This is a genomic window from Geomonas diazotrophica, assembly GCF_018919385.1.
Classification (GTDB): Bacteria; Desulfobacterota; Desulfuromonadia; order Geobacterales; family Geobacteraceae; genus Geomonas; species Geomonas diazotrophica.
This window is the reverse complement of sequence record NZ_JAHLMF010000001.1, coordinates 303,753-328,443: the sequence shown is the minus strand read 5'-3', so window position 1 is coordinate 328,443 and position 24,691 is coordinate 303,753. Positions and strand designations below refer to the sequence as shown.

The following is a 24,691-nucleotide window of genomic DNA, read 5'->3' as shown; positions in this document are numbered from 1 at the left end:
TCCTGTCGCGGATAAAATGGAAGCCGGCACAAGAAAACCCTTGCAAATTACGAATATATGATTATAGTGGCGTTAATTTAATCCAGCCAAGGAGGGTCTCACATGACTAAAGCAGAACTGGTCGAAGCAGTGGCGAAGTCCGCAAACATCCCCAAGGCCGCAGCCGAGAAGGCCGTCGGTGCATTCATCTCCACCGTGAGCGGTGCGCTGAAGAAGGGCGACAGGGTAACCCTGGTAGGTTTCGGCAGCTTTGAAGTCGCGAGCCGTCAGGCCCGTACCGGCAGGAACCCGCAGACCGGCAAGGAGATCAAGATCGCCGAAGCCAAGGTGCCCAAGTTCCGCCCGGGCAAGGCCCTGAAGGATGCCATCGCTGCCAAGAAGAAGTAGTCTCTGACCAGCCAGCGACGTGCCCCTCCACGACTGTTGCTACGTCTCCGGCACGCACAGGGAACCCCGCCTCCAAAGCGGGGTTTTTTCGTGTAAACGTATACGTTGAAAAGAAAACTTGCCTTTACTGGGTTACTGTAGTAAAGCTGTTCGTCTGACTGACATCAGTTCCACCGGGGTAATACCCCTCCCATCGATCCAACCCCTCGCATTCAGGTTAATCCCCACGAGAAATGCGGCAGCAGCTAATTGGTTGGCAACGATGTATGGTTTGCCGGTCATATGGCGTGTTGCCGATAATATTCAGCTAAGCCTGCGACAATCGTTGTCGCGGCAGGTTTGGCACGCCCCACATTTCACCGCCTTCCGGCGCAGCAGCCACCTTTTCCCGTGGGGATTCCCGGGATACAGCGTGGCCCGGCTTTGTCGCGAGGGTACGTAAAGGAAACACATGTCTTTTGAATCACTGAATCTCTCCGCCCCTCTCCTCAAAGCAATCAGCGCCTGCGGCTACACCGAGCCGACCCCGATCCAGGCCGAGTCGATCCCGCTGGCGCTCTCCGGCCGCGACCTGATCGGCAGCGCCCAGACCGGCACCGGCAAGACCGCGTCGTTCGTCCTGCCTGCGCTGGAGCGCCTGCTGGTCCCGTCGCCGCTGCGCGGCAAGGGTCCGCGCATCCTCGTGCTCACACCGACCCGCGAACTCGCCATCCAGGTGGTGGACGCGGTCAGGACCTACGGCAAGTTCATGCGGGTGCGCTGCGGCTCCATCCTCGGGGGGATGCCCTACCGCGACCAGATGATGCTCCTGTCCAGCCCGGTCGACATCATCGTGGCCACCCCGGGGCGCCTGATCGACCACCTGGACCGCCGTTCCATCAACTTCTCCCGCCTGGAGATGCTGGTCCTGGACGAGGCGGACCGCATGCTGGACATGGGCTTCTCCGAGGACGTGGACCGCATCGCGGCCGCGGCCCCGACCGAGCGCCAGACCCTGCTCTTCACCGCCACCATGGATGACGCCATGGCGAAGCTCGCCCAGCGCCTGCTGAAGGACCCGGTCCGCGTCGCGGTAGACGTCAAGCAGATCACGAGCCTCCAGATCGAGCAGCGCCTGCACGTCGCCGACGACATGCGCCACAAGAACCGCCTGCTGCAGCACCTGGTCTCCGACGCCAGCGTCACCAAGGCGATCATCTTCTCGGCCACCAAGAGGGATGCCGACCAGCTCGCCTTCGAGCTCTACTCGCAGGGGCACGCCGCCGCCGCGCTGCACGGCGACATGTCGCAGGGGGCCCGCAACAAGACCATCACCAACATGCGCCGCGGCAAGGTGCGCCTTCTGGTCGCCACCGACGTCGCCGCCCGCGGCCTCGACGTCTCCGGTATCAGCCACGTCATCAACTACGACCTCCCGAAGTTCGCCGAGGACTACGTGCACCGTATCGGCAGGACCGGCCGCGCCGGCGCCACCGGCATCGCCATCTCCTTCTGCTCCATGAACGAGGTCGCCTACCTGGACCGCATCGAGCGCCTGACCGGCAAGCCGCTGCCCCAGCACGTCATCGAAGGGCTGGAACCGACCCGTCCGCTCAGAAGGAGCAGCTCCGGCCCCGGCGCCCGCAAGGGGCGTCCTGGCTTCGACCCGCGCAAGAAAGGTTTCGCACCCAAGGGACGTCCTGCCCAGGGGGCGCGTCCGGGACAAGGGAACAGCCGGCGCGATCCCCAGCCGTTGGTGGAATACCGCCGCGGCAGGGGCGGGGCAGGAAACTAGCCTTTTCCTTGCTTTAAGTCGTTGGTTTTGGTATCGTTTGCATCTGTGTATACGGCCCCCCGGCATCCTGCCGCGGGGGCCGCTTGCGAATGAGCGCCGCCGGCTTCCGGCAGCCATGAGAGATACGAAGGGGGTAGCAGATGTCAGCAGCAGTCGAACTTGGAAAGGGTCTCCACTGGATCGGGGTCAAGGATCCCAGCCTCACCGTCTTCGACGACCTCTTTCCCACCCAGTACGGTACCACCTACAACTCCTACCTGGTGCAGGGGGAGTCCCATATCGCCATCATCGATACGGTGAAGGCCAAGCGCTTCGACGAGTACCTGGAGAAGATCCGCTCCATCATCGATCCGGCCGACGTCGACTACATCGTCGTGAACCATTCCGAGCCGGACCACTCCGGTTCCCTGTCGCAGCTTCTGAAGCACTGCCCCAAGGCGACCGTGGTCTCCAGCCAGGCCGCGCGCACCTTCCTCGGGAACCAGATCCACCTTCCTTTCGAGTCCCGCATCGTCAAGGACAACGACCAGATCGACCTGGGGGGGCGCACCCTGCGCTTCATCGCCGCCCCCTTCCTGCACTGGCCTGATACCATGTTCACCCTGCTGGAAGAGGACCAGGTGCTCTTCTCCTGCGACGCCTTCGGCTCGCACTTCTCCCCGGACGGGCTTTTCGCCGACGAGTGCCCCGACTTCTCGGGCGAGACCCGCTTCTACTTCGACTGCATCATGCGCCCGTTCAAGGAGCGCATCCTGCAGGCGGTGGCGAAGCTGGACGGGGTCGAGTTGAAGATGCTCTGCCCGAGCCACGGCCCGGTGTACCGAAGCGACGCCAGGAAGGCGGTGGAACTGTACCAGAAGTGGTCCCAGCCCAAGGCGGCCGGGCGCCGCGTTGCCATCTTCTACATCTCCCCGCACGGCAATACCGAGCAGATGGCCGAGGCCGTGGCCAAGGGGGCCGGCGATGCCGGCGTCCACGTTACCCTGTGCCATATCAACCACGCCTCCGTCGCCGACATCCGCGACCTCATGGAGGAGTGCGACGGGCTCATCTTCGGCACCCCGACCATCAACCGCGACATCCCCAAGCCGATGTGGGACGTGCTCGCCTACCTCTCCACGGTGAGCCTGAAGGGGAACGTCGGCGGCGTCTTCGGCAGCTACGGCTGGTCCGGCGAGGCCTGCCGCATGGCCGAGGAGAGGCTGAAGAGCATGAACTTCAAGCTCCCCGCCCCCTTCGTGCGCACCCCCTTCATGCCCAAGCCCGAGGCGATCGCCGACTGCGAGGCCCTGGGACGTGCCGTCGCCGAAGAGGTCCTGAAAAAGTAACACCCGCCTCAACCCCTCTCCCCCCCCCGGGGAGAGGGTGCCCGCAGGGCGGGCGAGGGCAGGGCGCAGCGTCCCGATTTCCCTTCTTCTCCCTCTCCCGACCTCTTACCGCAAGACCCATCTCTACCCCATGCAGACAGACCACCCCCACATCGTAGAGGTCGCCATCCCGCTCCCACTGGAGGGAAGCTTCCACTACCTGGTGCCCGAGCGTCTGTCCCCAGCGGTATCCCCCGGCAAGCGTGTCCTGGTCCCCTTCGGGAGGCGCAAGGTCACCGGGTACCTGCTCGGCGACGCCGATGCGCCGGCTGCCGGTGAGCTCAAGGAAGTGCTCGAGGTCCTCGACGAGGAGCCGCTGTTCACCGCGGCCGAACTCGATTTCTACCGCTGGATCGCCGGCTATTACCTGCACCCCTTGGGCGAGGTGATCAAGATGGCGCTCCCGGCGGGCATCAATCTGGTGAGCCGCTACCGCTGCGAACAATCCGAGGACGGCACCCCGGTGCTCAAGGAGTACCTGGCCGGTGGGAAGAGCGTGCGCACCGAGCGGGTCTACACCGCGGTCCCGGACTGCACGCTCCGCCCGCGGGGCAAGGGGCTGGAGATCCTGGAATACCTGCTGGAGGTCGGCGAATGTTCCGGCCCTCAGCTCAGGGAGCGCTTCGGCCCCTGCACTTCCCAACTGGGGCGCCTGGTGGAGCTGGGGGCGGCGCACCTTTCCCAGCGCGAGGTGTACCGCGACCCGTTCAAGGCGAAGGAGTATGGCCACGACGGCCCCCTCCCCTTGAATCCGGCCCAGGCCGAGGCCCTGGCCAAGGTCGCCGCGGCGCTGGAAACGGGCGAGTTCTCTCCGTTTCTCTTGCACGGCGTCACCGGCAGCGGCAAGACCGAGGTCTACCTGCAGTCCATCGCGGTGGCGCTCGCCGCCGGCAGGAGTGCGCTGGTGCTGGTGCCCGAGATCGCCCTCACCCCGCAGCTGGTCGGGCGCTTCAAGCGCCGCTTCGACTGCGGCATCGCGGTGCTGCACTCCGGGCTTTCCGACGGGGAGCGCTTCGACGAGTGGCGCCGCATCCGGCGCGGCGAGGCATCCATCGTGATCGGTGCCCGCTCCGCCCTGTTCGCGCCGCTTGAGCGGATCGGGGTGATCGTGGTCGACGAAGAGCACGAGGGAAGCTACAAGCAGTCCGAGGGGGTGCGCTACAACGCGCGGGACCTCGCCCTGGTGCGGGGTAAGCTTGCCAAGGCCGTGGTGGTCCTCGGCTCGGCGACGCCGCTGGTGACCAGCTACCACGCCGCCCAGACCGGTCGTCTCGGCTACCTGCAGCTCCCGGACCGCGTGCGCGATCTCCCCATGCCGGAGACGAGGATGCTGGACGCGCGCAACCACAGGGGGGAGATCTTCCTCCCCGAGCTCATCGAGGCCATGGGGGAGAACCTTGACGCCGGCGGCCAGACCCTGCTCTTTTTGAACCGGCGCGGCTTCGCCACCTACCTTGTCTGCGAGACCTGCGGCCACGTGCTGCGCTGCCCCAACTGCGCGGTGACCCTCACCTACCACCGCATCAAGGGAAAGCACGTCTGCCACTACTGCGACTTCACCATGCTCCCCCCGAGCACCTGCCCCGACTGCCAAAGCGGCGCCATCACGTTGCTCGGGCGCGGCACCGAGCGGGTCGAGGACGAGGTGCAGAAGCTCCTTCCCGACGCGCGGGTCTCCCGCATGGACCGGGACTCCACCCGGGGCAAGGGAGGGCACGCACGGGTCCTTAAGGAGCTGGAGGAAGGGACGGTGGATATCCTGATCGGCACCCAGATGATCGCCAAGGGGCATGACTTCCCCGGGGTGACCCTGGTGGGGGTACTCTCCGCCGATGCATCCCTGAACCTCCCCGATTTTCGCAGCGCCGAGCGCACCTTCCAGCTGGTGACCCAGGTGATGGGGCGGGCGGGGCGCGGCGACAAGCCGGGACGGGTGCTGGTGCAGACGCTGGCGCCCGAACATTACGCGCTCACCCACGCGGTGGCGCACGACTATCTCGGCTTTTACCGGGAGGAGATCGCGTTTCGCGAGGAGGTGGGGTACCCTCCCTTCGCGCACCTGGCGGCGCTGACCTTTTCAGCGGTGGCGGCGGGGCAGGGGGAGAGCGCTGCCGCAGAGGCCGCGGCGCTTCTGCGCCGTATCAAGCGCGAGGCACGGCTCAGGGTGGAGGTGCTCGGGCCGGTCACGGCGCCGCTGGGGAAGGTGCGGGGGCGGTTTCGCTGGCAGATACTGTTGAAGGGGGTGGAGCGGGCCGACCTGCACCGGCTCCTCTTCCACTTCCGGGGCGGCTTCAGCCACCCCTCCACGGTGCGCCTCACCATCGACGTCGACCCGGTGGACATGCTGTAACGCCTGGCGCCTTCTCGCCCTCTTGATCTCTCCCTCTCCCGGGAGAGGGCCGGGGTGACGGCGCTGCCACGAAGTAGACACGCCCGGGCTTCCAACCCCCTCACCCCTTCCCCTCTCCCAAAGGGCGAGGGGTTTTTACTGCCCGGCGCAAAAACGGAAAAAAGGGCCTCCCGAATCGGGAGGCCCTTTTTTGTTGCATGGTTCAGCAGCCGCTTAGTGGTGCGGGTGCATGAAGGCGTAGATCATCAGCATCAGCAGGGTGATGCCGATGAACAGCGCGGTGAAGCCGAAGGTCTTCAGGCAGAAGTCGTAGAAGATGCCGGAAGACTTCTTGGCAGCGAACTTCTCGGTAATCCCTTCCTTCTCGTAACGGGCCCACTGGTCGCCACGCTCTTCCACGAACTCATGTTTGGACATCTGGCCGTTGAAGATGACGAAGTCCATCGGGAACTTCTCCGGACGCCCGTGGGTGTTGAAGAAGTGGACCGAGAAGATGAAGCCGGTAGCCAGCAGCGCCTCGTCGGAGTGAACGATGGTGGCCACGTTGAAGGCCCAGCCCGGCAGGAACATGCCGAAGAACTCGGGGAACCAAAGCATCAGGCCGGAGCCGCCGATGGCGAACATACCCCAGAAGACCGCGATGAAGTCGAATTTCTCCCAGTAGGTCCACCTTTCGAAGGCCGGTTTCGGCCCTTTGAAGAAGAACCAGCGGACCATGCCGATGACGTCGCTGATGTCGCGCAGGTTCGGGCAGAGGGAGTCAGGTCCGAACAGCCTCTGGAAGAAATTGCCCTTGATGTCCTTCCTGATGAGCAGGAAGTGGACGCTCATGACCAGGGCCATCGAGAAGTAGATGAAGGTGATGCCGGCGCAGATCCTGTGGAAGAAACCCGCGTTCGGCGCGCCGCCGTACAGATCCATCAGGAACTTCGCCCAGATCTGGTCGCTGAACTTGAGCGGCAGGCCGGTGAGGGAGAGGCCGAGGAAGCTGATGATGACCAGCAGGTGCATGAACACGTGGACCCTTCTGAAGCGGCGGTACTGCTTGTGCCCCTCGGGTACGTGGTGCAGGATGATGCCTTCTTCGAGTGCTGCGGCCTTCTCGCGGTTCTCAACGAAGCCGCGGATCATCCAGAGCAGGGTGTGGATCCAGAACACGGTGAAGGTGCCGACCAGCAGGCCGGTCATCGCGATGAAGGTGTAGAACAGGATGGGGTACTTCTCGCGGTCGTTGTGCTCGCCGTGGGCATAGAACTTCGTGAAGAGCATGCTCCCCTTGCGGTGGCACTTGGAGCAGGTCTGGACCAGGTTCGCCGGGTTGACGGAGGACTTGGGATCCTTGGACGGCAGGATCGCGTGGGCGGTGTGGCAGTCGGCGCAGCCGGCGACCTTCTCCGGGTAACCCAGGCGGTAGTTCTTGCCGTGGTAGCTCTCCATGTAGCTCTTGACGGCGACTTCGGAGATGTGGTTGCGCTCGACCAGTTTCTGGTCTGCGTGGCAGCGGAGGCAGACCTTGGTGTGGAACTCACGGTTCTCCTTGGAGTTCGGATCGCCCAGCGCCTTGATTTCGTGCAGGTTGTGGCAGTCGTTGCAAGCCGCCGAATCCTGGTTCCCGGCGAGTACGCCCTTGCCGTGTACCGACTGGCTGAAGCCGCGCTCGTCCTTGTGGCACTGGGTGCACTTGACGATGACCCTGCGCTTGTCCTTGTTCCAGTAGGTGTGGCTGTGCATGTCGGTGTGGCACTGTGCGCACCCGATGCCCTTCTCGCTGTGGATACTCTTGGCGTGCTCGGCGGCTTCCTTCTTGTGGCAGCGGACGCACTGTACCTTGCCCACCTTGATCTCGCCCCTCATGTGCTTGGCGAGCTCGACAATCTCGATGTGGCAGCTGGTGCAGCCGTTTTTGCCGTGCACGGAGTTGGCCATCTGCTCGGCGGAAATCTTGTTGCCGTGGCAGCCCAGGCAGGTTGCCGGGTCGATGGCCAGGCCCTGTGCGGCGAAACCGGGCCGGGCTAATGCTAGGAGCAGTAGCAGCGGGATGAGGCGTGTGAAGACTTGAACCATTGTATTCTCCTGTATTTAGGATCGTTTTAGAACGCTTTAATCTATTGGGGCGCTCGCAACGGCGCCTACTTTAATACGCGCGGCTTCATAAATCAACTGAAAAAGCGTCAATTAATAAGCAGGATACAACTTTGCTAACGCTGTTTTGCCGGATTGTCTGTCACGAACGATAACGACACAGTAATTATTGTGTACTGCTAATAGAAATTGGTTAAATGCCCGGTTTGACGTTACTGTAAAAGACGAACGGCAACTGTTGGTGCTGAAATTTTTATTAAATCGACAGAATGAAGAGGCGGGTAAATGAGTGCCGGTTGAATATAGATATTGTGTATACGGATCCGGCGGCGGTGTGGGCGGGGCGGGAAATCAAAGCGGAGTAAAAGGATCCAATTAAACCTGGCGGGCGGAGGCCAGCTGCACGATGCCTTCAGCGAGGGCGAATTCCAGGAACTCGCGGGCCTCGTCCACGGAGAGGCGGATCCTGCGGCAGAGGGCCTGTGCGGTTTGCTTTCCGTCCAGTGCCTGCAGCAGCTCGAAATAGGGAGGGGAGACCGACTCGGTGCAAACCTCGCCGTGCGCGGGGTAAATGAGGGCGCAGGAACCCGTCGCGTTGAAGCAGGCGGAGAATTCGGCCAGGTCAGGCTCGCCCGCGTCCAGGATCTCGAGTACCTCGTAGCTGAAGCGCGCCAGGGTGGTGCTGGCGGCGAGCACCAGCGGCTGCTTGAGCGGGTCGAGCAGGCTAAGTTGTTTCGGTGAGGGGGGCTCCGGAGGGGTGGCCATCAGCGCCGCGGCGTAGTGGTGGTGGTAGTCCGCGAGGTCGAGCGCCAGCGGCAGCAGCTTGGCTTTCTTCCTTTGCTTGAAGATCCTCTCCAGGAAGCTTCTCTGCAGCCCCCAGATCTCCTCCTCGGCGATGTCCGCCTCCCCGCGCTCCCCCAAGAAGGCGGCGAAGGCGGACAGGAAGGCGCTCGGGGTCAGCTTGAGGGGGGCGACGACCGAGTTGAACCAGGCGACCGCCTTGCCCCGGCTGTAAAAGACGTCACAGGCGGCGGCGAGACGGCCGGTTTGGTCCAACTGCTCCAGGGTGTAGCCGGCGGTGGCGTAGACCGTGTACGGCGGGTCCGCCAGGTGCCGCAGCCCGAGCGTTTGCGCCTTGCCGTAGAGCCTCGTCCCGGGGAGCACGGCCAGGGGAAAGATGTCCAAGTGGTTCGGGTAGAGCGAGAGGGCGAAATCGAGCGAAGAGCGGAACAGCTCGGGCGTGTCGCCGGGGAGCCCGTAGATCAGGTCGAAGCCGAAGATGGCGCCGCTTTGGTTCAAAAGAAAAGCGCGGTTGACGAAGTCCTCCCGGTCGAAGCCGCGACCGACGGCGCGCAGGACGGCGGCGTCGGCACTCTGCAGGCCGATCTGCAGCGAGCAGGTGATCGAGGCGAATAGTTCCGCCATCTCGGCGTCGATGAACTCGCTGCGCACCTCGAAGTGGAAGTGGATCCCGGGGGCCGTCTTCCGGATCAGGCGCAGGATCTCCTTCGCCCTCTTGGGGTCCTTGTTGAAGGTCGAGTCGAGCACGAAGATCTGGGGGACCTGGAGCCGCGCGAACAGGCGGAGTTCAGCCTCGATGCGCTCCATGGAGAAGCGGCGCACCCCGCCGCTTCCCTTGTGGTCGAAGCAGAAGGAGCAGGCGAAGTCACAGCCGCGCGAGAGCTGCCAGAGCGCACCGCCGGGGATGGTCGGGTCGAGCCGTCCGGACAGGTACGGGGACGGGACCGAGTCGAGGTCCAGCGGCGGGGGAAGGGTCGCCGCCGGCTCTCCCGGCAGCACGATACCCGGAACCCCCGCAGGTGTCCCACCCGCGGACAGCAGCCGGACCGCCTGCACCAGTGCCCCTTCGCCCTCGCCTCGCACCAGGAAGTCGAAGACTCCCTCATTGAGCAGACCCGCCGGGTTGGCGGTCGGCTCGGCGCCTCCGGCGCAAAGGACGGCGCCGGGAAGAAGCGAGCGCAACTCCCTGGCCACGGCTACGGCGTGGTCGCGGCTCCAGACGTAGACGGAGAAGGCGACCAGGTCGGGCGCGTTCACGGCGATTCCCCGGGCGCAGGTGGCGGCGTCGTCGTGCAGGAAGAACTCGGCGATGGTGGTCTGGAGCGACCCCTTCAGCGTCTGGTCGGCGAGGAGCGCTTCCTGCAAATAAGCGCAGGCCAGCGGCACCGCTTGCGGGGAAGGGTGGGGATGGATGGCAATAAGGGCTATTTTCATGTAGTCTTGGGGCGGGCCTTCAGGGAGGGCTTGCCGCCCTCGATCACCACGACGAAATCGACGTCGCGGCAACCGTACTTCTGCATCAGGACGGGCTTTTGCCGGTTGATCGCCTCGGCGACTTTCTCCCTGGTGACATTGTCCACAGGGAGGTTGCAGGCCAGGCGCGCGTTGACGTACTGCTGGAAGACGGATTCCACCTGGGCTTCGGGGGAGGCGGGCGTGGGGGTGGACTTGCTTGGCTTCTCGGCCTTTTCGGCCTGGTGCAGAGACATCCTGAAGCGGTCCCTCTGGAACTTCCCCTCTTCGATCAGACGGTTGGTGCGGGTCCACTTCTGCTTGTGCACGCTCAGCGTGGCGACCAGTGAATCGTACTTGAACCTCTGGCTGGTGTTCGGGATGCTGACGTTCTGGTAGCGTCTGACGGCCCGTTCCACCGCGTCGAGCAGCCGCAACGGCTCCCTCTTCTCGATTCCGAAGAAGTACTGTTCGTACTTGATGACAAGTTCGCGCAGGTCAAGCTCCAGCTTGGCTATGTCCTCGGCGACACCCATTCAAACCTCCACTGCAGGACTATAACGGTAAGTTACGGTTTAGTAAACGATAAAAAGCACATAGGTTGCGCGAATAGCGGGAGTGAAACAGCTTGACCTCACCAGGCATTATTGTTAATAAAGAACAATTTGCTCAGCGGCAAGGGGGACTACGATGAACAAGATATCTGCAATAGTGCTGGCAGCCGGCATGGGAACCAGGATGAAGTCGGACCTGGTCAAGGTGATGCACCCGGTGGCCGGCCCGCCGATGATTGAATGGCCGGTCGCCGCCGCCTTCGCCGCAGGAGTGGAGCGTTGCGTCCTGGTGGTGGGGCACCAGCAGGAAAAGGTGCGGGATTACTTTGCCGGGCGCACCGAGGTTGGGTTCGCGCTGCAGGCCGAGCAGCTCGGCACCGGACATGCCGTGCGCTGCGCCATGCCCGAGATCGAAGAGGATGCCGAGACCGTGCTCATCCTCTGCGGCGACACCCCGCTGCTCACCGCGGACAGCCTGCGCGGCATGCTCGACGCCCACCAGCAGAGCAAGGCATGCGTGACGGTCATGACCGCGACGCTGGATGACCCCTTCGGCTACGGCCGGATCGTCAAGGATGCGGACGGCAAGGTGGTCGCCATCACCGAGCAGAAGGATGCGAGCGAAGCGGAGCGCCTGATCCGGGAGGTGAATGCCGGCGTTTACTGTGTCGACCGTGGCTTCCTCGCGGAGGCGGTTGCCCGGCTCGAGAACAACAACGCCCAGAAGGAGTACTACCTCACCGACGTTGTGTGCCAGGCCAACGCCCGTGGGCTTGCCTGCCGCAGCTACCAGGTTGCCGACCCCCTGGAGATCTCCGGCGTGAACGACCGCGTCCAGATGGCCGACGCGGCGGCGGTGCTGCGCCAGCGCATCAACCGGGAGCTGATGCTCTCCGGCGTGACCATGATCGATCCCTCCGTGGTCTACATCGACCGCGGGGTCAAGATCGGCCGCGACAGCGTGGTCTACCCGGGCGCCGTCATCAAGGGGAACACGGTGATCGGCGAGCGCTGCAAGATCGGCCAGAACGCGCTGATCGAGGGGTGCCGGATCGCCGACGACGTAGTGGTCAAGGCGGGGAGCGTGCTGGAGGATTCCCTGGTCGGCCCCGAGGCGGCCATCGGGCCGATGGCCCACCTGCGCCCCGGCACCGAGCTTTCGGCGCAGGTGAAGATCGGCAACTTCGTCGAGACCAAGAAGGCCTTCATGGGAGTGGGGTCCAAGGCCTCGCATCTCACCTACCTGGGTGACGCCACCATCGGCCGCGACGTCAACATCGGCTGCGGTACCATCACCTGCAACTACGACGGGGTCAGAAAGCACAAGACCGTCATCGAGGACGGCGTCTTCGTCGGGAGCGACGTGCAACTGGTGGCCCCGGTCACGGTGGGGAGGAATGCCCTGATCGCGGCAGGCACCACGGTCACCAAGGACGTCCCCGCCGATTCCCTGGCCATCGCCCGCTCCCCCCAGGTGAACAAGGAAGGGTGGACGCTCAGGAAAAAATAACTGTTGCGGACCTGGCCGAGATGCTATCCTGTACCGTCTGGGCCTGCCCCATTGTTAATTAACAAATAGATTAAACGGAGTCATACATGTGCGGTATCGTTGGATTCACCGGGCGGCAGGAAGCCACCTCCATCATTATTGAAGGGTTGAGAAAGCTCGAATATCGTGGCTACGATTCCGCCGGTATCTGCACCATGAGCGACGGCAAGGCGAGCATCCGTCGCAGCGAGGGAAAGCTTTCCAACCTGGAGAAGCTCCTCGCCTCCAGCCCCGTGCTCGGCACCGTCGGCATCGGACATACCCGGTGGGCCACCCACGGCCGTCCCTCAGAGATCAACGCCCACCCGCACCAGGCCGGCCCCATCGTCGTGGTGCACAACGGCATCATCGAGAACTACCTGCAGCTGCGTGAGGGGCTCAAGGCGCAGGGGCATGTCTTCAAGAGCGAGACCGACACCGAGGTCATCGCGCACCTGATCGACCAGAAGATGAAGGAATGCGGCAGCTTCGAGGCCGCGGTGCGCCAGGCGTTGAGCATCCTTAAAGGGGCCTACGCCATCTGCATCGTGAGCGAGAGCGAGCCGGACCAGCTGATCGCGGCCAAGCACGGCGCCCCCATGGTGGTCGGGCTCGGGGACGGCGAGTTCTACGTCGCCTCCGACATCCCCGCGATCCTGTCCCACACCCGCTCCATGATCTTCATGGAGGACGGCGAGATGGTGGTGTTCAAGGGGGGAAGCGCCGAGTTCAGCAACGTCAACGGCGAAAAGCTGGAGAAGACCCCGCGCCACATCGACTGGTCGCCGCACATGGCGGAGAAGGGGGGCTACAAGCACTTCATGCTCAAGGAGATCTTCGAGCAGCCCCGCGCCGTGCGCGACACCATCGCCGGACGGCTCCGGGAGGAGCAGGGGGACGTCTACCTCGAGGACCTTTCCCTCAGCGACGCGCAACTGCAGAAGGTTAACCGCATCTGCATCATCGCCTGCGGCACCTCCTGGCATGCGGCGCTGGTCGGGAAATTCCTGATCGAGGAGTACTGCCGCGTTCCGGTCGAAGTGGACATCGCCTCCGAGTTCCGCTACCGCAACCCCGTGGTGGACGAGAACACCCTGGTGATGCTGATCTCCCAGTCCGGTGAGACCGCCGACACCCTGGCCGCCATGCGCGAATCCAAGCGCCGCGGCGGTACCTGCGTCGCCATCTGCAACGTGGTCGACTCCTCCATCGCCCGCGAGGCCGACGGCGTCATCTATACCCACGCCGGTCCCGAAATCGGTGTCGCCTCCACCAAGGCCTTCGTGACGCAGTTGATCGCCCTCTACCTGTTCACCATCCGCCTGGGGCGCTCCCGCGGCAAGATGGACCAGGAGCAGGGGAGAAAGCTCATCTCCGCCATCGTGCGCGTTCCGGGACTCATGGAAGAGGCCCTCAAGCTGAACGAGCAGGTGGAAAAGGTTGCGAGAAATTACATCTCCGCCCGCGATTTCCTCTACCTTGGGCGCGGAATGAACTACCCCATCGCCCTTGAGGGCGCGCTGAAGCTGAAGGAAATCTCCTACATCCACGCCGAGGGGTACGCCGCCGGCGAGATGAAGCACGGTCCCATCGCCCTCATCGACGAGCACATGCCGGTCGTGGTGCTGGTGCCGAAGGGAGCGACCTACGACAAGGTCTTCTCCAACATGGAAGAAGTCATCGCCCGCGGCGGCCGCGTCATTGCGGTCTGCTCCAAGGGTGACGCCGAGGTCGCCGGCAAGGTCGAGGTCGCGCTGGAGATCCCGGAGGACGGCGAGGAAGTCATGCCGATCATCATCTCGATCCCAATGCAGCTTTTGGCCTATCACGTCGCCGTCCTGAAAGGGACCGACGTCGACCAGCCCCGCAACCTGGCCAAGAGCGTCACGGTCGAATAAACCGATTCGCACGCCGGGCCAGACGACATAGCCAATTTCACCTGACCAAAAGACCCCGGCCGCCGAAAGGCGCCGGGGTCTTCACGTTTCCACACTATCCACCCGGCTTGTCGGCAAAGAGATGGCCATAAAAATCGGCGCGAGCGTGAATCAACTTACCTAGTACACTATAAGAGCGGGACCAAAACCGATCTCAGCATCATCAAAAGACTAGCGAGGTGGAGATATGACCGTTCTGGTAGGTCGTGAAATATGGGATGCCATCAATCGAGGGGAGATAAGCATCGACCCTTTGCAGGATTCACAGGTAGGCCCGGGGTCGGTTGATCTCACCTTGGGCAACGAATTCAGGATCTTCAAGAAAGAGACGGGGGTGTGTCACGTACACAACGAATCTGACTTTGCCGATGTCACCGAAGCCGTGTCGGTCGCGGATGGAGACTACATAACCATAGCCCCCTGCGAGATGATCCTGGGCATCACCAGGGAGAGGATCACCCTGTCCGAGACCATGGCGGGGTGGCTGGAGGGGAGGAGCCGTTTCGCCCGCTTCGGGTTGGCGGTCCACGTCACCGCCGGCTTCATGCAGCCGGGCATTTCAAACCAGCAGGTGCTGGAAATCGTTAACCTGGGGCACAAGACCCTGGCGCTTTATCCCGGGACGAGAATCTGCCAGTTCGTCTTCGAGCGCTGCCTGGGAGCTGCGAAATATAAGGGACGGTTCGTCGACCAGGTCAAACCGTGACCAATGCGCGCCCGCGCAGTCGCAGGATCGAAACGGGAACCGGGTCTCGGGGCAAAAGAAGGGAATAATGGAAACAGCCGATTCTTTTTTCCCAGGTTTTTCAAGCTGTTAAGAGAATCGACACACACGGTTCCGGGTCACTTCCCGGCGAACCGGACCTGGCACTTAAGCCCCGCCGGTAGTTGGTGTTTCGGGTTTTTCACCTCCACCCGGACCCCGTACATCCCTCCCGCGTCGACCACCGGGTCGATGACCTTGACCACACCCCGGTATTCTCCCTTCCCCGGCGGCTCCGGGCGTATGAACGCCTTGTCACCCACCTTGATACTGCGCAGTTGCGCGGCCGGAACGTAGATCTCGGCGTTGATCGGGTCGATCTGTGCCAGCTTCATGATGGGTTTCTCCTCGACCCGCTCTCCCGGCGAAAGGAACCGCTGCACCACGACCCCGTCCACTGTGGTCCTGATGGTGCGCCGGGCCAGGAACTGGACCGCTTCGTCGTACTCGCGCTGCGCCACCTTCACGGCCGTCTCGGCCTCGTCGATCTCCTGCGAAGAGATGATCCCCTTCTTGAAAAGCTGCTTCTTGCGCTCCTGTTCCCGGGCCAGGTATTCGAGCCGCTCCCGCTTGAGCTCCTTGGTCTGCTGCTCCACCTTGGAGTCCAGGCGGGCGATGACCTCCCCCTTCTTGACGTAATCCCCGCGGTCGACCGGCACCTCGGCGAGCACGCCGATAACCTCGCTTCCCACGTTGACTGTCATGTAAGGGGCCAAGTAGCAGTCCAAATCCTGCGGCAGAGCGGTTGCGACAGTGGCCAGAACAATCACGACAGCAGGTAAAATGGGAAACAGTGTCATAGCCGTTCCTCGGTTTGGGATAGCAACGGACCCAGCAATTATGGGTGCAGTTGCAGTGCTGTCAACTGATGCTCATGGGCTCTCACTGATACTGTCGATATCCTTGCCATGTCTGTGTCGTTATTCTTTACAAGACAATGGGACATATTTGATCCAATTCAATTAAAACTCATGTGGTTTGAATCAGTTTTGGGCAGGTGCCCGGTCGACCAACCATTGGCACAGAAGATGCTCTATTACCAATTGGTGGAGTTCACCCTGAACTCATCCCGGGCTCCCCATTGCCTTTGGTGCCGTTCGCCCCCTTCGGCCTGGCGACGGTGAGCCGCACCCTGCAGCCGCAACTCCCCGAATACCTGCTGGCGCTCGCGAAGAGCGACGGTTTCGACCAGACCCTGGTCCAGGGCGTCAGCGATACCGCCCGCCAGGGCGAGCCCTACGCGGAACTGGGCATGGTACGGCAGCAGGATCCGGCCTGGCAGGACCAGACCGGCGCGCCGCGCGACATCCAGGCCGGCAACATCCCGGGCGGCAAGCGCGACGTGATCAGGAGCTCCGACTTCAACAACGGCAGCACCCAGGCCTTCTTCGCCGACAGCGGCAAGTGGAGCGTGGTCAACGGCAGCCTCAGGGTCGAGGCGACCAGCAGCGCCACCGACGCGGTGGCGGTCTACGATGTCGGCCAGTACCTCCCCAACTACTACGAGGTGCTCGCGACCCTCAAGGCGGACAAACCGACCGCCGGTTGGAAGGCGAACGCCTACATCATCTTCGACTACGTGAGCCCGACCGACTACAAGTTTGCCGGCGTGAACATCTCGACCAACAAGTTCGAGATGGGGCACCGCACCTCCTCCGGTTGGGTGGTGGACGCCCAGACCCCGCTGCAGGTGAAGCCGAACAGCACCTACAACCTCATGGTGGCGGTGAACGGCACCACGGCGACGCTGCTTCTGGACAACACCAAGCTGTTCAGCTACGCCTTCGCGGCCCGCGTCGTCGACGGCATGAGCTTCGGCCTCAACTACGGCATGATCGGCATGGGGAGCGTGGGGGCCAAGGGGTACTTCGACAACGTCGCGGTGCAGAAACTGGCGCCGGTCTTCACCTACACCGGTATGGAAAACTTTGACGCCGCCCCGAGCCTCTTCACCGAACAGCGGACCGGGAGCTGGACCACTTCCGGCGGCTACTTTACGGCCACCCCGACCACAGCCCCGGCGGTGAACTTCATCGACCTGAGCCAGGCGGCGGGTGTCCCGGCCGGCACCTTCTCCATCAGCCCCTCCTCGGTGCTGGTCCTTGAAACCAAGCTCCATTCCACCGGCACGGCGGGTGTGGTGTTCGATGCCTACGGCACGGACAACTATAAGTTCGCCGCCTACAACGCGACCACCAAGGAAGTGGTTATCGGCCACGTGCAGAAGGGGAACCTGGTCATCGATACCAGGATCTCCCGGACCCTGACCGCCGGCGACCATACCCTGGGCGTCACCATCAAGGGGACCACGGTGAGCGTCACCGTCGACACCCAGGCGGTGCTCGGCTACACCTTCAATGCCCTCTCCGTCGACGGTAAGATGGGGCTCTTCGCCCAAGGCGCCGCCGGCTACTTCGACAGCTTCACCGTCAAGACCGACGACCCGGCCTTCACCAAGGTCCAGGCCATGATGGCGGCGGCACCTGCCGATGCGGCACAGGTGGGTGGCGGCGACGTTCTCACCGCCGATAGCTTGGCGCCCATCATCCCGGTGGCGATCGAGTACTGGAAAATCGCCCTGCAGTTGGACGAGCAGGCGGTTGCCGGGCTGCAGAACCTGAAGTTCGTGGTGGCGGACCTGGACGGCCTCACCCTGGCCCAGCGGGTGGGCGACACCATCTGCCTCGACCGTGATGCGGCAGGCTACGGCTGGTTCGTGGACGGCACCCCCGAGGAGAGCGCCGAGTTCGTCAGAAACGACAGTGGCGACTTGGTGGCCCGGAGCGACAGCGCGGCCGCCGGCAACATGGACCTCTTGACCGTTGTGGTCCACGAGGTGGGGCACGTCCTGGGCGTCCCGCATCTGCTCACCGGTGACGATGCCGTGATGGCCCCGACCCTGGACGCCGGCGAACGCGAGACGGCGTCGGTGGCGGGTTACCAGTACGAGGCGCTCCTCTATGACGAGAACAGCGGCAGGTTCGTCCCGGCGGCGGAACTCACCGGGAAGCATGCGGGCGCGCCGGTGGTCGACTGGACCCGGAGCCCGAAACATCCGGCGGGGCTGCCGGGTTGGGTGGTCAACCTGTAGGTCTAACCGGGAATCCGGGGAACAGAGCTTTTAGAAGCTTTCTGCTTGGAAACTGATTGGGCATCATCTTCCGCCGCGTCCACCATCCCCTCTCCCACAGGGAGAGGGGACCAGAGGGAGATTGTCGCCGATCAGAAATTTGAATAGGAGGGGTTATGGCTGACAAGGACAAGAAGGACGAAACCGCCGGAACCGGAACCAACGTCCCGGTCGTCAAGTGGGATGACAGCGCCATGGGGACGAGCTACGCCAACGTCTGCAACGTGACCAGCACCCGCGAGGAGGTGACCCTGCTGTTCGGGACCAACCAGACCCTCTACGCGGGGCAGCAGGAGGTCACCGTGAAACTCGGCAACCGGATCATCCTCAGCCCCTACGCGGCGAAGCGGCTCTGCAAGCTCCTGGAACACGTGGTCGGCCAGTACGAGGCGCGCTTCGGCGAGCTGAGCCTCGGCCACGCGGTCCAGACCACGGAGAAATAGTGCCATGCCCGACACACCTTTTCCTTCAGTGCATCCCGCCCGTCCTCACGGCGACGAGAGCTGGGCCGCCTACAGCGACCCGTCGCTTTGGTCCTACCTCGTGGACGAGGCATCCGACATCGAGTTCTGCAGCGCGTGGCTGCAGCTCATGTCGAAGATCATCTCCGGCGTGAGGACCGGGGTCGTGGTCCTCTCCCAGGGGGAAGACGCCCCCTTCGTCCCGGTCGCCGTCTGGCCCGCCAGCGGCGCCGAAACCATGAAGCACACCGCCGTCATCGAGCGAGCGGCCAAGGAGCGCAAGGGGGTGGTGATCCGCGACGGCGGCGAGGCGGTCGGGCCGCTCAACACCGAGCCCCTGCTCTGCATCGCCTTCCCGGTGCTGAGCGCGGAGCGCATCTTCGGGGTCATGGCGCTGCGCGTCACGCAGCGCAGCGGTGACGCGCTCCAGGTTGCCATGCGCCAGCTGCAGTGGGGCACCTCCTGGATCGAGAGCCGGATGCTCAAGCGCGAGATACAACTGGCCCGTCAAGCCAACGAGCGCGTATCCGGCGCCCTCGAGTTCGTGGCGGGGGTGCTGGAGGAACCCCGCTTCAGCGCGGCCGCCTCTTCCTTCGCCACCCTCCTCGCCACTCGCCTTACGGCCGACCGGGTGAGTGTCGGCTTCGTCAAGGGGCGCCACGTCAAGGTGCGGGCGCTCTCCCACAGCGCCCAGTTCAAGGAGCGCATGAACCAGGTGCGTGCCGTCGCCTCCGCCATGGACGAGAGCCTGGACCAGGAACGCTCCGTCGCCCTTCCCGCGCCAAACGGGGGAGGCCCCGTGGTCTGCCGGGTGCACGGGGAACTTTCCGCAGGCGAGGGTGAGCGCGCCATCTGCACCGTCCCCTTCTTCGATTCCCAGGGGAGGGGACTGGGTGCCATCACGTTGGAGCGTCCGCTGTCATCTCCCTTCACACCCCACGAGATCGAGTTCTGCGAGGTGGTGGCAGCGGTGGTGGGGCCGATCCTTGAGGAGAAGTTGCGGCTGGACCGTCCGGTCCTCGTGCATGCGGCGATCGCCGCCGGCGACCAGTTGGGGAAGCTGTTCGGGCGGGGGCACCTGGTCTACAAGACCGCCTTCGTGCTGCTCCTTGCGCTGGTCGCCTTTTTCTGCGTAGCCAAAGGCGACTACCGGATTTCGGCGCGTACCACGATGGAAGGATCGCTGGTGCGCGCCATTACCGCACCCTACGACGGGTTTATCGCCGAGGCGCCGGCCCGGCCGGGCGACGTCGTGCGCAAGGGAGCGCCCCTGGCCCGCCTGGACGACCGCGAGAAACGCCTGGAACGCCTGAAGACCTACAGCCTTTCCGAACAGTACTCCCGCCAGTACCGCGAGGCGCTGGCCAACGGCGACACGGTGCAGATGCGGGTGTTGAAGCAGCAACTGGAACAGGCGCGGACCCAGCTGAAGCTCCTGGACGAGCAGCTCGGCCGCTCGCGCCTCACCGCCCCCTTCGACGCGGTCGTCTTGTCGGGTGATCTCAGCCAGTCGCTGGGCGCGCCGGTCGACCGGAACAAGGTCCTCTTCGAGGTGGCGCCGCTGCAGGATTACCGGGTCAGGCTGTACGTGGACGAGCAGCGCGTCTCCGACCTGAAGCTGGGACAGCGGGGCATGCTGGTGCTCAATTCCCTTCCCGACAGCGATTTCCCGATCACGGTCAGGAAGATCACCCCCATCGCCATGACCGTGGAAGGGAAGAACCAGTTCCTGGTCGAGGCGTCCCTGGACCGCCTGAGCGCCAGGATCAGGCCGGGCATGGAAGGGGTGGGCAAGATCTTCGTGGAGAGGCGCCTGCTCTTCTGGATCTGGACCCATGAGATGGTCGACTGGCTGCGCCTTTGGGCGTGGTCCTGGCTCCCGTAGGTGACGAGATGACCCAACAGCTTTTCAGCTCATCGTGGTACCGCATCTGCCGGCTGCAGCCCCGCCTGCGCCGCCATGCCCAGTTGCATCGGCACGAGTACCGGGGCGAGGTGTGGTTCGTACTGCAGAACCACGTCACCGGCCAGCTCTACCGTTTCAGCCCGGTGGTCTACCACGTCATCGGGCTCATGGATGGCAAGCGGAGCGTCGAGGACCTCTGGAAGTTCTCCGTCGATTCCTTCGGGGACGATGCGCCCACCCAGGACGACCTGCTCCGGCTGCTGGCGCAGCTCCACTCGGCGGACGTACTCTTGTGCGACATACAGCCCGACACCCGGGAGCTGTTCCAGCGCGGCGAGAACCTGCGCCAGGGGAAGCTGCGCCAGACGCTCCTGTCGCCCCTTTCCTGGCGCTTCCCGATCTTCGACCCGGACCGGCTCCTGAACCTGCTGCAGCCGCTCTCCCGCGCCATCTTCAGCCCGGTGAGCGGCGTCATCTGGCTTGCCGTCGTGCTCGCGGGGGCGGCGCTCGCCTTCGGGCACCGGGCCGAACTCTCGCACGACGTGCTGGACCGGGTGCTCTCCATGCACAACATCGCGCTCCTCTGGGCGGTGTACCCCCTGGTCAAGTTCTGCCACGAGATCGGGCACGCGCTCGCCGTGAAGAGATGGGGTGGCGAGGTGCACGAGGTGGGGATCATGCTCCTCGTGCTGATCCCGGTCCCCTACGTCGACGCCTCGGCCGCCTCGGCCTTCCCGCAGCGGGGGCGGCGCGCCATGGTGAGCGCCGCGGGGATCATGGCAGAGCTCTTCATAGCCTCGCTGGCGCTCATGCTCTGGCTCTGCGTCGAGCCGGGGTTGTTGCGCTCCGCCTTGTTCAACGCCATGTTCATCGGCGGCGTATCCACCATCTTCTTCAACGGCAACCCCCTTCTACGCTACGACGGCTACTACATCCTCTCCGACCTGCTGGCCATCCCGAACCTCGGGCAGCGCGGGCAGCGCTACGCGGCGTACCTGGTGCAGCATCACCTGTTCGGCCTGAAGAAGCTGGAGGCGCCGCACCTGGCCCCCGGAGAACCGTTCTGGCTCCTCGCCTACTTCGGGACATCGTTTGTCTACCGCATCTTCGTCTACCTCGGCATCGTCCTCTTCATCTCGCAGAAGTTCTTCTTCATCGGGGTGATCCTGGGGGGGTGGGCGCTCGTTTCCATGGTGGCCCTCCCGCTGGGGAAGGCGATCTACTTCATCTGCTTCAACCCCGCCCTGTACGAGCGGCGCCTGCGCGCGGCGTGCACCGCCGCGGCCCCGGTCGCCCTCCTCGTCGCGCTTTTCTGCGCCCTTCCTTTCCCCTGCTGGAGCCGGGCGCAGGGGGTGGTCTGGGTCCCCGAGGAGTCGGTGCTCCGGGCCGGTGCCGGCGGGCTGATCCGGAAGGTGAGCGTGCTGCCGGGAAGCGTGGTGCGACGGGGCGAGACGCTTTTGGAGAGCGACGATCCCGAACTGGAGGCGGAACGCAAGGTCCTGGCGGCGCAGCTCGCCCTGCTCAAGGCGCGACGCGACTCCGAGCTCTTCACCGACCGGCTCAAGGCCCGCATCACCGCCGAGGAGATGGTCCCGGTGCGCGAGCGGATAGCCTGGGTCGACGAGCAGTTGGCGCGGCTCAAGGTGGTGAGCCCGGTGGCGGGTAAGCTGGTCCTGCAGCGCGACAGCGACCTCCCGGGGCGCCACCTGCAAAAGGGGGAGGTGGTCGGCTTCGTGCTGCAGGGGGACCGCCCGACGGTGCGGGTGGTGGTGACCCAGGCGGACCTCGACCTGATCCACACCCGCAGCCTCTCCATCGAGGTGCGCCTGTCGCGCCGGCTGGACCGGAGCATCCCGGCGACGCTGCTGCGCGAGACCCCGGCGGGGCTGGAGCGTCTCCCTTCCACCTCCCTGGGGAGCGCCGGGGGGGGGCGGCTCCCCACCGATCCCAGCGACCGCGACCAGGTGAAGACCTTCGAGAGGACCTTCCAGCTCGACCTCCGGCTCCCGCTGGCGCTCAACGAGGTGAGCGTGAACGAGCGGGTCTATGTCCGCTTCAACTTCCAGCCCGAGCCGCTGGCAAGCCAGTGCTACCGGTCGGTACGGCGGCTGTTCATGAGGCGCTTCGATGTTTGACCTGAGCCTTTTCCCACCCGCGCGCCTGCACGGCCGCTACCCGGAGAACCTCCTGACCGAGTCACGCCTGGAACACGCCCTCCGCGCCGGCCTTGGGAGGCTTCCCCTGGCGGCGACGGTGCGCCCCTCACTCTTGCGGCGCCTGGCCGGGCGGGTGGAGCAGGCCGGCGAGTCCATGCGCCTTCTGGATGATCGCGAACTTGCCGCCGTCGCCCGGACCTTGAAGCCGCAGCTGCGCCGTGCGGGGTTGCGCCGCGACCTCGTGGTCCGCGCCTTCGCCCTGGTGCGCGAGGTGGCGTCCCGGCGCGTGGGCATGCGGCATTACCCGGTGCAGGTAATGGGAGGCTTCGTGCTTTTGCTCGGCATGGTGGCCGAGATGGAGACCGGCGAGGGGAAGACACTCACCGCCACCCTCGCCGCATGCACCGCGGCGCTGGCCGGGATCCCGGTGCACGTCATCACCGTGAACGACTACCTGGCCCGGCGAGACGCGGGGATCACCCGCCCCATCTACGATTTCCTCGGCCTGTCCGTCGGCACCATCGTCTCCGGGATGAGCCCGGCGGCGCGCCGCGAGACTTACGCCTGCGACATCGCCTATTGCACCAACAAGGAAGTGGTTTTCGACTACCTGAAGGACCGCATTGCGCTCGGGAGCCGCCCCGGAGCGATCCAGCTTTCGGTGCGGCGGCTGTGCGGCAAGGGGGGGCAGGCGTCGCTGCTCATGCGCGGGCTTCCCTTCGCCATCGTGGACGAGGCGGACAGCGTGCTGATCGACGAGGCGAGAACGCCGCTGATCATCTCCGGTCCCGGGGCCGAGGTCTCGGACGGCGAGGAGCTCTACCACAACGCCATCGAGACCGCCGCCCGGTTCGAGGAGGGGGCGCACTTCACCATCGACCACGGCAAGAGGACCCTGGAGCTGACCGAGGACGGCAAGGGGCTGATCGCCCTTCTCGCCGCCGTCTTGGGGAGCGCGTGGCAGGGGGCGCGTCGCCGCGAGCAGCTGATCACCCAGGCGCTCTCGGCGTTGCACCTTTTCAAGCTGGACCGCGACTACCTGGTGCACGACGGCAAGGTGAAGATCATCGACGAGTACACCGGCCGGGTCATGGCGGACCGCTCCTGGGAGCTCGGGCTGCACCAGCTGATCGAGGCGAAGGAGGGATTGGCCATCTCGCCGCGCAACGAGACCATCGCCAAGATCAGTTACCAGCGCTTCTTCCGCCGCTACTGCTTTCTCGCCGGCATGACCGGGACCGCCCGCGAGGTTGCCGGCGAACTCTGGTCCGTGTACAGGCTCAACGTGGTCAGGGTAGGCACCAACAAGCCGCTGATCAGGACGGCGCTCCCCTTCCGCTACTACAAGAGCCTCGAGGAGAAGTGGCGAGCCCTGGGTGAGCGGGTGCGGGAGCTGCACCAAAGCGGGAGGCCGGTGCTGATCGGGACCAAGACCGTGGCGGCCTCGGAGGAAGTGAGTCGCAGGCTCTGGCGGGCGGGTGTGCAGCACGTGGTGCTGAACGCGAGGCAGGACGAAAACGAGGCGCAGATCATCGCCGAGGCGGGGAACGCCGGGAAGGTGACCGTCGCCACCAACATGGCCGGGCGCGGCACCGACATCCATCTGGGGCCGGGAGTGAAGGAGCTGGGGGGGCTGCACGTAATAGCGACGGAGTTGCACGATGCCAAGAGGATAGACCGCCAGCTTTTCGGCCGCTGCGGCAGGCAGGGGGATCCGGGGAGTTACGAGGCGCTGGTTTCCTTCGAGGACGAGATTTTCTCCAGGAGGAGCAAGACCCTGGTGGGTGTGGTGGCCTGTCGTTGCGGGGGCGAAGGCGTGTTGGGGCGGGTGGTGGCCCGGCTTTTCTCCGACGAAGTGCAGCGCTGGATGCAGAACGCCCACTTCCACCTGAGAAGCGAGCTGCTCCGGTTCGACGAGCAGAGCGAGAAGAGCATGGCGTTTTCGGGCAAAGGGGAATAAAACCCGTTCTACGTTCTACGTTCTACGTTCTACGTTCTACGTTCCCATTATTCCCATCGCTCCCTCTTCCTTGACGGGAGAGG

General features: G+C 64.4%; 16 protein-coding genes. 12 read left to right on the top strand and 4 right to left on the bottom strand.

Annotated features, from left to right (window positions below; all coding sequences use genetic code 11):
- Positions 1–102: 102 nt before the first annotated feature.
- From KOM00_RS01250 to priA, 4 genes are all read left to right on the top strand, one after another.
- Positions 103–387 carry an HU family DNA-binding protein gene (locus KOM00_RS01250; RefSeq protein WP_015718556.1) on the top strand — a complete coding sequence of 95 codons (285 nt, stop codon included), beginning with the start codon at positions 103–105 and terminating at the stop codon, positions 385–387.
- 451 nt (positions 388–838) lie between these two features.
- On the top strand, positions 839–2,161 hold the full coding sequence (locus KOM00_RS01245; protein ID WP_216497016.1) for a DEAD/DEAH box helicase: 1,323 nt from the start codon (positions 839–841) through the stop codon (positions 2,159–2,161).
- A gap of 140 nt (positions 2,162–2,301) precedes the next feature.
- Positions 2,302–3,489, top strand: coding sequence for an FprA family A-type flavoprotein (locus tag KOM00_RS01240; RefSeq protein ID WP_216497015.1), 1,188 nt, complete (start codon positions 2,302–2,304; stop codon positions 3,487–3,489).
- Positions 3,490–3,619: 130 nt separating this feature from the next.
- Complete coding sequence (gene priA, locus KOM00_RS01235) at positions 3,620–5,878, top strand: replication restart helicase PriA (RefSeq protein WP_216497014.1); 2,259 nt, start codon at positions 3,620–3,622, stop codon at positions 5,876–5,878.
- A 213-nt stretch (positions 5,879–6,091) separates the two neighbouring features.
- Here priA and KOM00_RS01230 read toward each other — a convergent pair whose 3' ends face one another.
- From KOM00_RS01230 to KOM00_RS01220, 3 genes are all read right to left on the bottom strand, one after another.
- A complete protein-coding gene (locus KOM00_RS01230; protein ID WP_216497013.1) occupies positions 6,092–7,942 on the bottom strand; it encodes a cytochrome c3 family protein in 1,851 nt (616 codons plus the stop codon).
- Between the two features lie 393 nt (positions 7,943–8,335).
- Positions 8,336–10,195 carry a B12-binding domain-containing radical SAM protein gene (locus KOM00_RS01225; RefSeq protein WP_216497012.1) on the bottom strand — a complete coding sequence of 620 codons (1,860 nt, stop codon included), beginning with the start codon at positions 10,193–10,195 and terminating at the stop codon, positions 8,336–8,338.
- On the bottom strand, positions 10,192–10,749 hold the full coding sequence (locus KOM00_RS01220) for an MXAN_5187 C-terminal domain-containing protein (RefSeq protein WP_216497011.1): 558 nt from the start codon (positions 10,747–10,749) through the stop codon (positions 10,192–10,194). The genes KOM00_RS01225 and KOM00_RS01220 overlap by 4 nt, the downstream gene beginning before the upstream one ends.
- Before the next feature lie 154 nt (positions 10,750–10,903).
- Here KOM00_RS01220 and glmU point away from each other — a divergent pair, with 154 nt between their 5' ends.
- The 3 genes from glmU to dcd all read left to right on the top strand — a co-directional run bounded on the left by glmU (position 10,904) and on the right by dcd (position 14,938).
- A complete protein-coding gene (gene glmU, locus KOM00_RS01215; RefSeq protein ID WP_216497010.1) occupies positions 10,904–12,277 on the top strand; it encodes a bifunctional UDP-N-acetylglucosamine diphosphorylase/glucosamine-1-phosphate N-acetyltransferase GlmU in 1,374 nt (457 codons plus the stop codon).
- Between the two features lie 86 nt (positions 12,278–12,363).
- A complete protein-coding gene (gene glmS, locus KOM00_RS01210; RefSeq protein WP_216497009.1) occupies positions 12,364–14,193 on the top strand; it encodes a glutamine--fructose-6-phosphate transaminase (isomerizing) in 1,830 nt (609 codons plus the stop codon).
- 226 nt (positions 14,194–14,419) lie between these two features.
- Positions 14,420–14,938, top strand: a complete 519-nt coding sequence (dcd, locus tag KOM00_RS01205) for a dCTP deaminase (RefSeq protein WP_216497008.1) — start codon at positions 14,420–14,422, stop codon at positions 14,936–14,938.
- 137 nt (positions 14,939–15,075) lie between these two features.
- Here dcd and KOM00_RS01200 read toward each other — a convergent pair whose 3' ends face one another.
- Positions 15,076–15,795, bottom strand: a complete 720-nt coding sequence (locus KOM00_RS01200; RefSeq protein ID WP_268898969.1) for an efflux RND transporter periplasmic adaptor subunit — start codon at positions 15,793–15,795, stop codon at positions 15,076–15,078.
- 290 nt (positions 15,796–16,085) lie between these two features.
- On the opposite strand from KOM00_RS01200, the gene KOM00_RS01195 reads away from it, so the two are divergent.
- The 5 genes from KOM00_RS01195 (at position 16,086) to KOM00_RS01175 (ending at position 24,608) form a co-directional block, all read left to right on the top strand.
- Positions 16,086–18,086 carry a matrixin family metalloprotease gene (locus tag KOM00_RS01195; protein WP_239027676.1) on the top strand — a complete coding sequence of 667 codons (2,001 nt, stop codon included), beginning with the start codon at positions 16,086–16,088 and terminating at the stop codon, positions 18,084–18,086.
- Between the two features lie 155 nt (positions 18,087–18,241).
- Complete coding sequence (locus tag KOM00_RS01190) at positions 18,242–18,568, top strand: DUF3467 domain-containing protein (RefSeq protein ID WP_216497005.1); 327 nt, start codon at positions 18,242–18,244, stop codon at positions 18,566–18,568.
- A gap of 4 nt (positions 18,569–18,572) precedes the next feature.
- Positions 18,573–20,471 carry an HlyD family efflux transporter periplasmic adaptor subunit gene (locus KOM00_RS01185; protein WP_216497004.1) on the top strand — a complete coding sequence of 633 codons (1,899 nt, stop codon included), beginning with the start codon at positions 18,573–18,575 and terminating at the stop codon, positions 20,469–20,471.
- Between the two features lie 8 nt (positions 20,472–20,479).
- Entirely contained in the window at positions 20,480–22,627 is a 2,148-nt protein-coding gene (locus KOM00_RS01180) for a peptidase M50 (protein WP_216497003.1), read from the top strand.
- Positions 22,620–24,608 (top strand): preprotein translocase subunit SecA, encoded by a 1,989-nt coding sequence (locus KOM00_RS01175; protein WP_216497002.1) that lies wholly within the window; start codon positions 22,620–22,622, stop codon positions 24,606–24,608. The genes KOM00_RS01180 and KOM00_RS01175 overlap by 8 nt, the downstream gene beginning before the upstream one ends.
- Positions 24,609–24,691: the final 83 nt, after the last annotated feature.

Excerpts from the sequence above, each read along its gene's own strand:
- glmU (WP_216497010.1), top strand. The coding sequence starts at position 10,904 with ATGAACAAGATATCTGCAATAGTGCTGGCAGCCGGCATGGGAACCAGG.
- KOM00_RS01190 (WP_216497005.1), top strand. The coding sequence starts at position 18,242 with ATGGCTGACAAGGACAAGAAGGACGAAACCGCCGGAACCGGAACCAAC.
- KOM00_RS01240 (WP_216497015.1), top strand. The coding sequence starts at position 2,302 with ATGTCAGCAGCAGTCGAACTTGGAAAGGGTCTCCACTGGATCGGGGTC.
- KOM00_RS01230 (WP_216497013.1), bottom strand. The coding sequence starts at position 7,942 with ATGGTTCAAGTCTTCACACGCCTCATCCCGCTGCTACTGCTCCTAGCA.
- KOM00_RS01220 (WP_216497011.1), bottom strand. The coding sequence starts at position 10,749 with ATGGGTGTCGCCGAGGACATAGCCAAGCTGGAGCTTGACCTGCGCGAA.
- glmS (WP_216497009.1), top strand. The coding sequence starts at position 12,364 with ATGTGCGGTATCGTTGGATTCACCGGGCGGCAGGAAGCCACCTCCATC.
- KOM00_RS01250 (WP_015718556.1), top strand. The coding sequence starts at position 103 with ATGACTAAAGCAGAACTGGTCGAAGCAGTGGCGAAGTCCGCAAACATC.
- KOM00_RS01225 (WP_216497012.1), bottom strand. The coding sequence starts at position 10,195 with ATGAAAATAGCCCTTATTGCCATCCATCCCCACCCTTCCCCGCAAGCG.
- KOM00_RS01175 (WP_216497002.1), top strand. The coding sequence starts at position 22,620 with ATGTTTGACCTGAGCCTTTTCCCACCCGCGCGCCTGCACGGCCGCTAC.
- KOM00_RS01180 (WP_216497003.1), top strand. The coding sequence starts at position 20,480 with ATGACCCAACAGCTTTTCAGCTCATCGTGGTACCGCATCTGCCGGCTG.
- KOM00_RS01200 (WP_268898969.1), bottom strand. The coding sequence starts at position 15,795 with ATGACACTGTTTCCCATTTTACCTGCTGTCGTGATTGTTCTGGCCACT.
- priA (WP_216497014.1), top strand. The coding sequence starts at position 3,620 with ATGCAGACAGACCACCCCCACATCGTAGAGGTCGCCATCCCGCTCCCA.
- KOM00_RS01245 (WP_216497016.1), top strand. The coding sequence starts at position 839 with ATGTCTTTTGAATCACTGAATCTCTCCGCCCCTCTCCTCAAAGCAATC.
- dcd (WP_216497008.1), top strand. The coding sequence starts at position 14,420 with ATGACCGTTCTGGTAGGTCGTGAAATATGGGATGCCATCAATCGAGGG.
- KOM00_RS01185 (WP_216497004.1), top strand. The coding sequence starts at position 18,573 with ATGCCCGACACACCTTTTCCTTCAGTGCATCCCGCCCGTCCTCACGGC.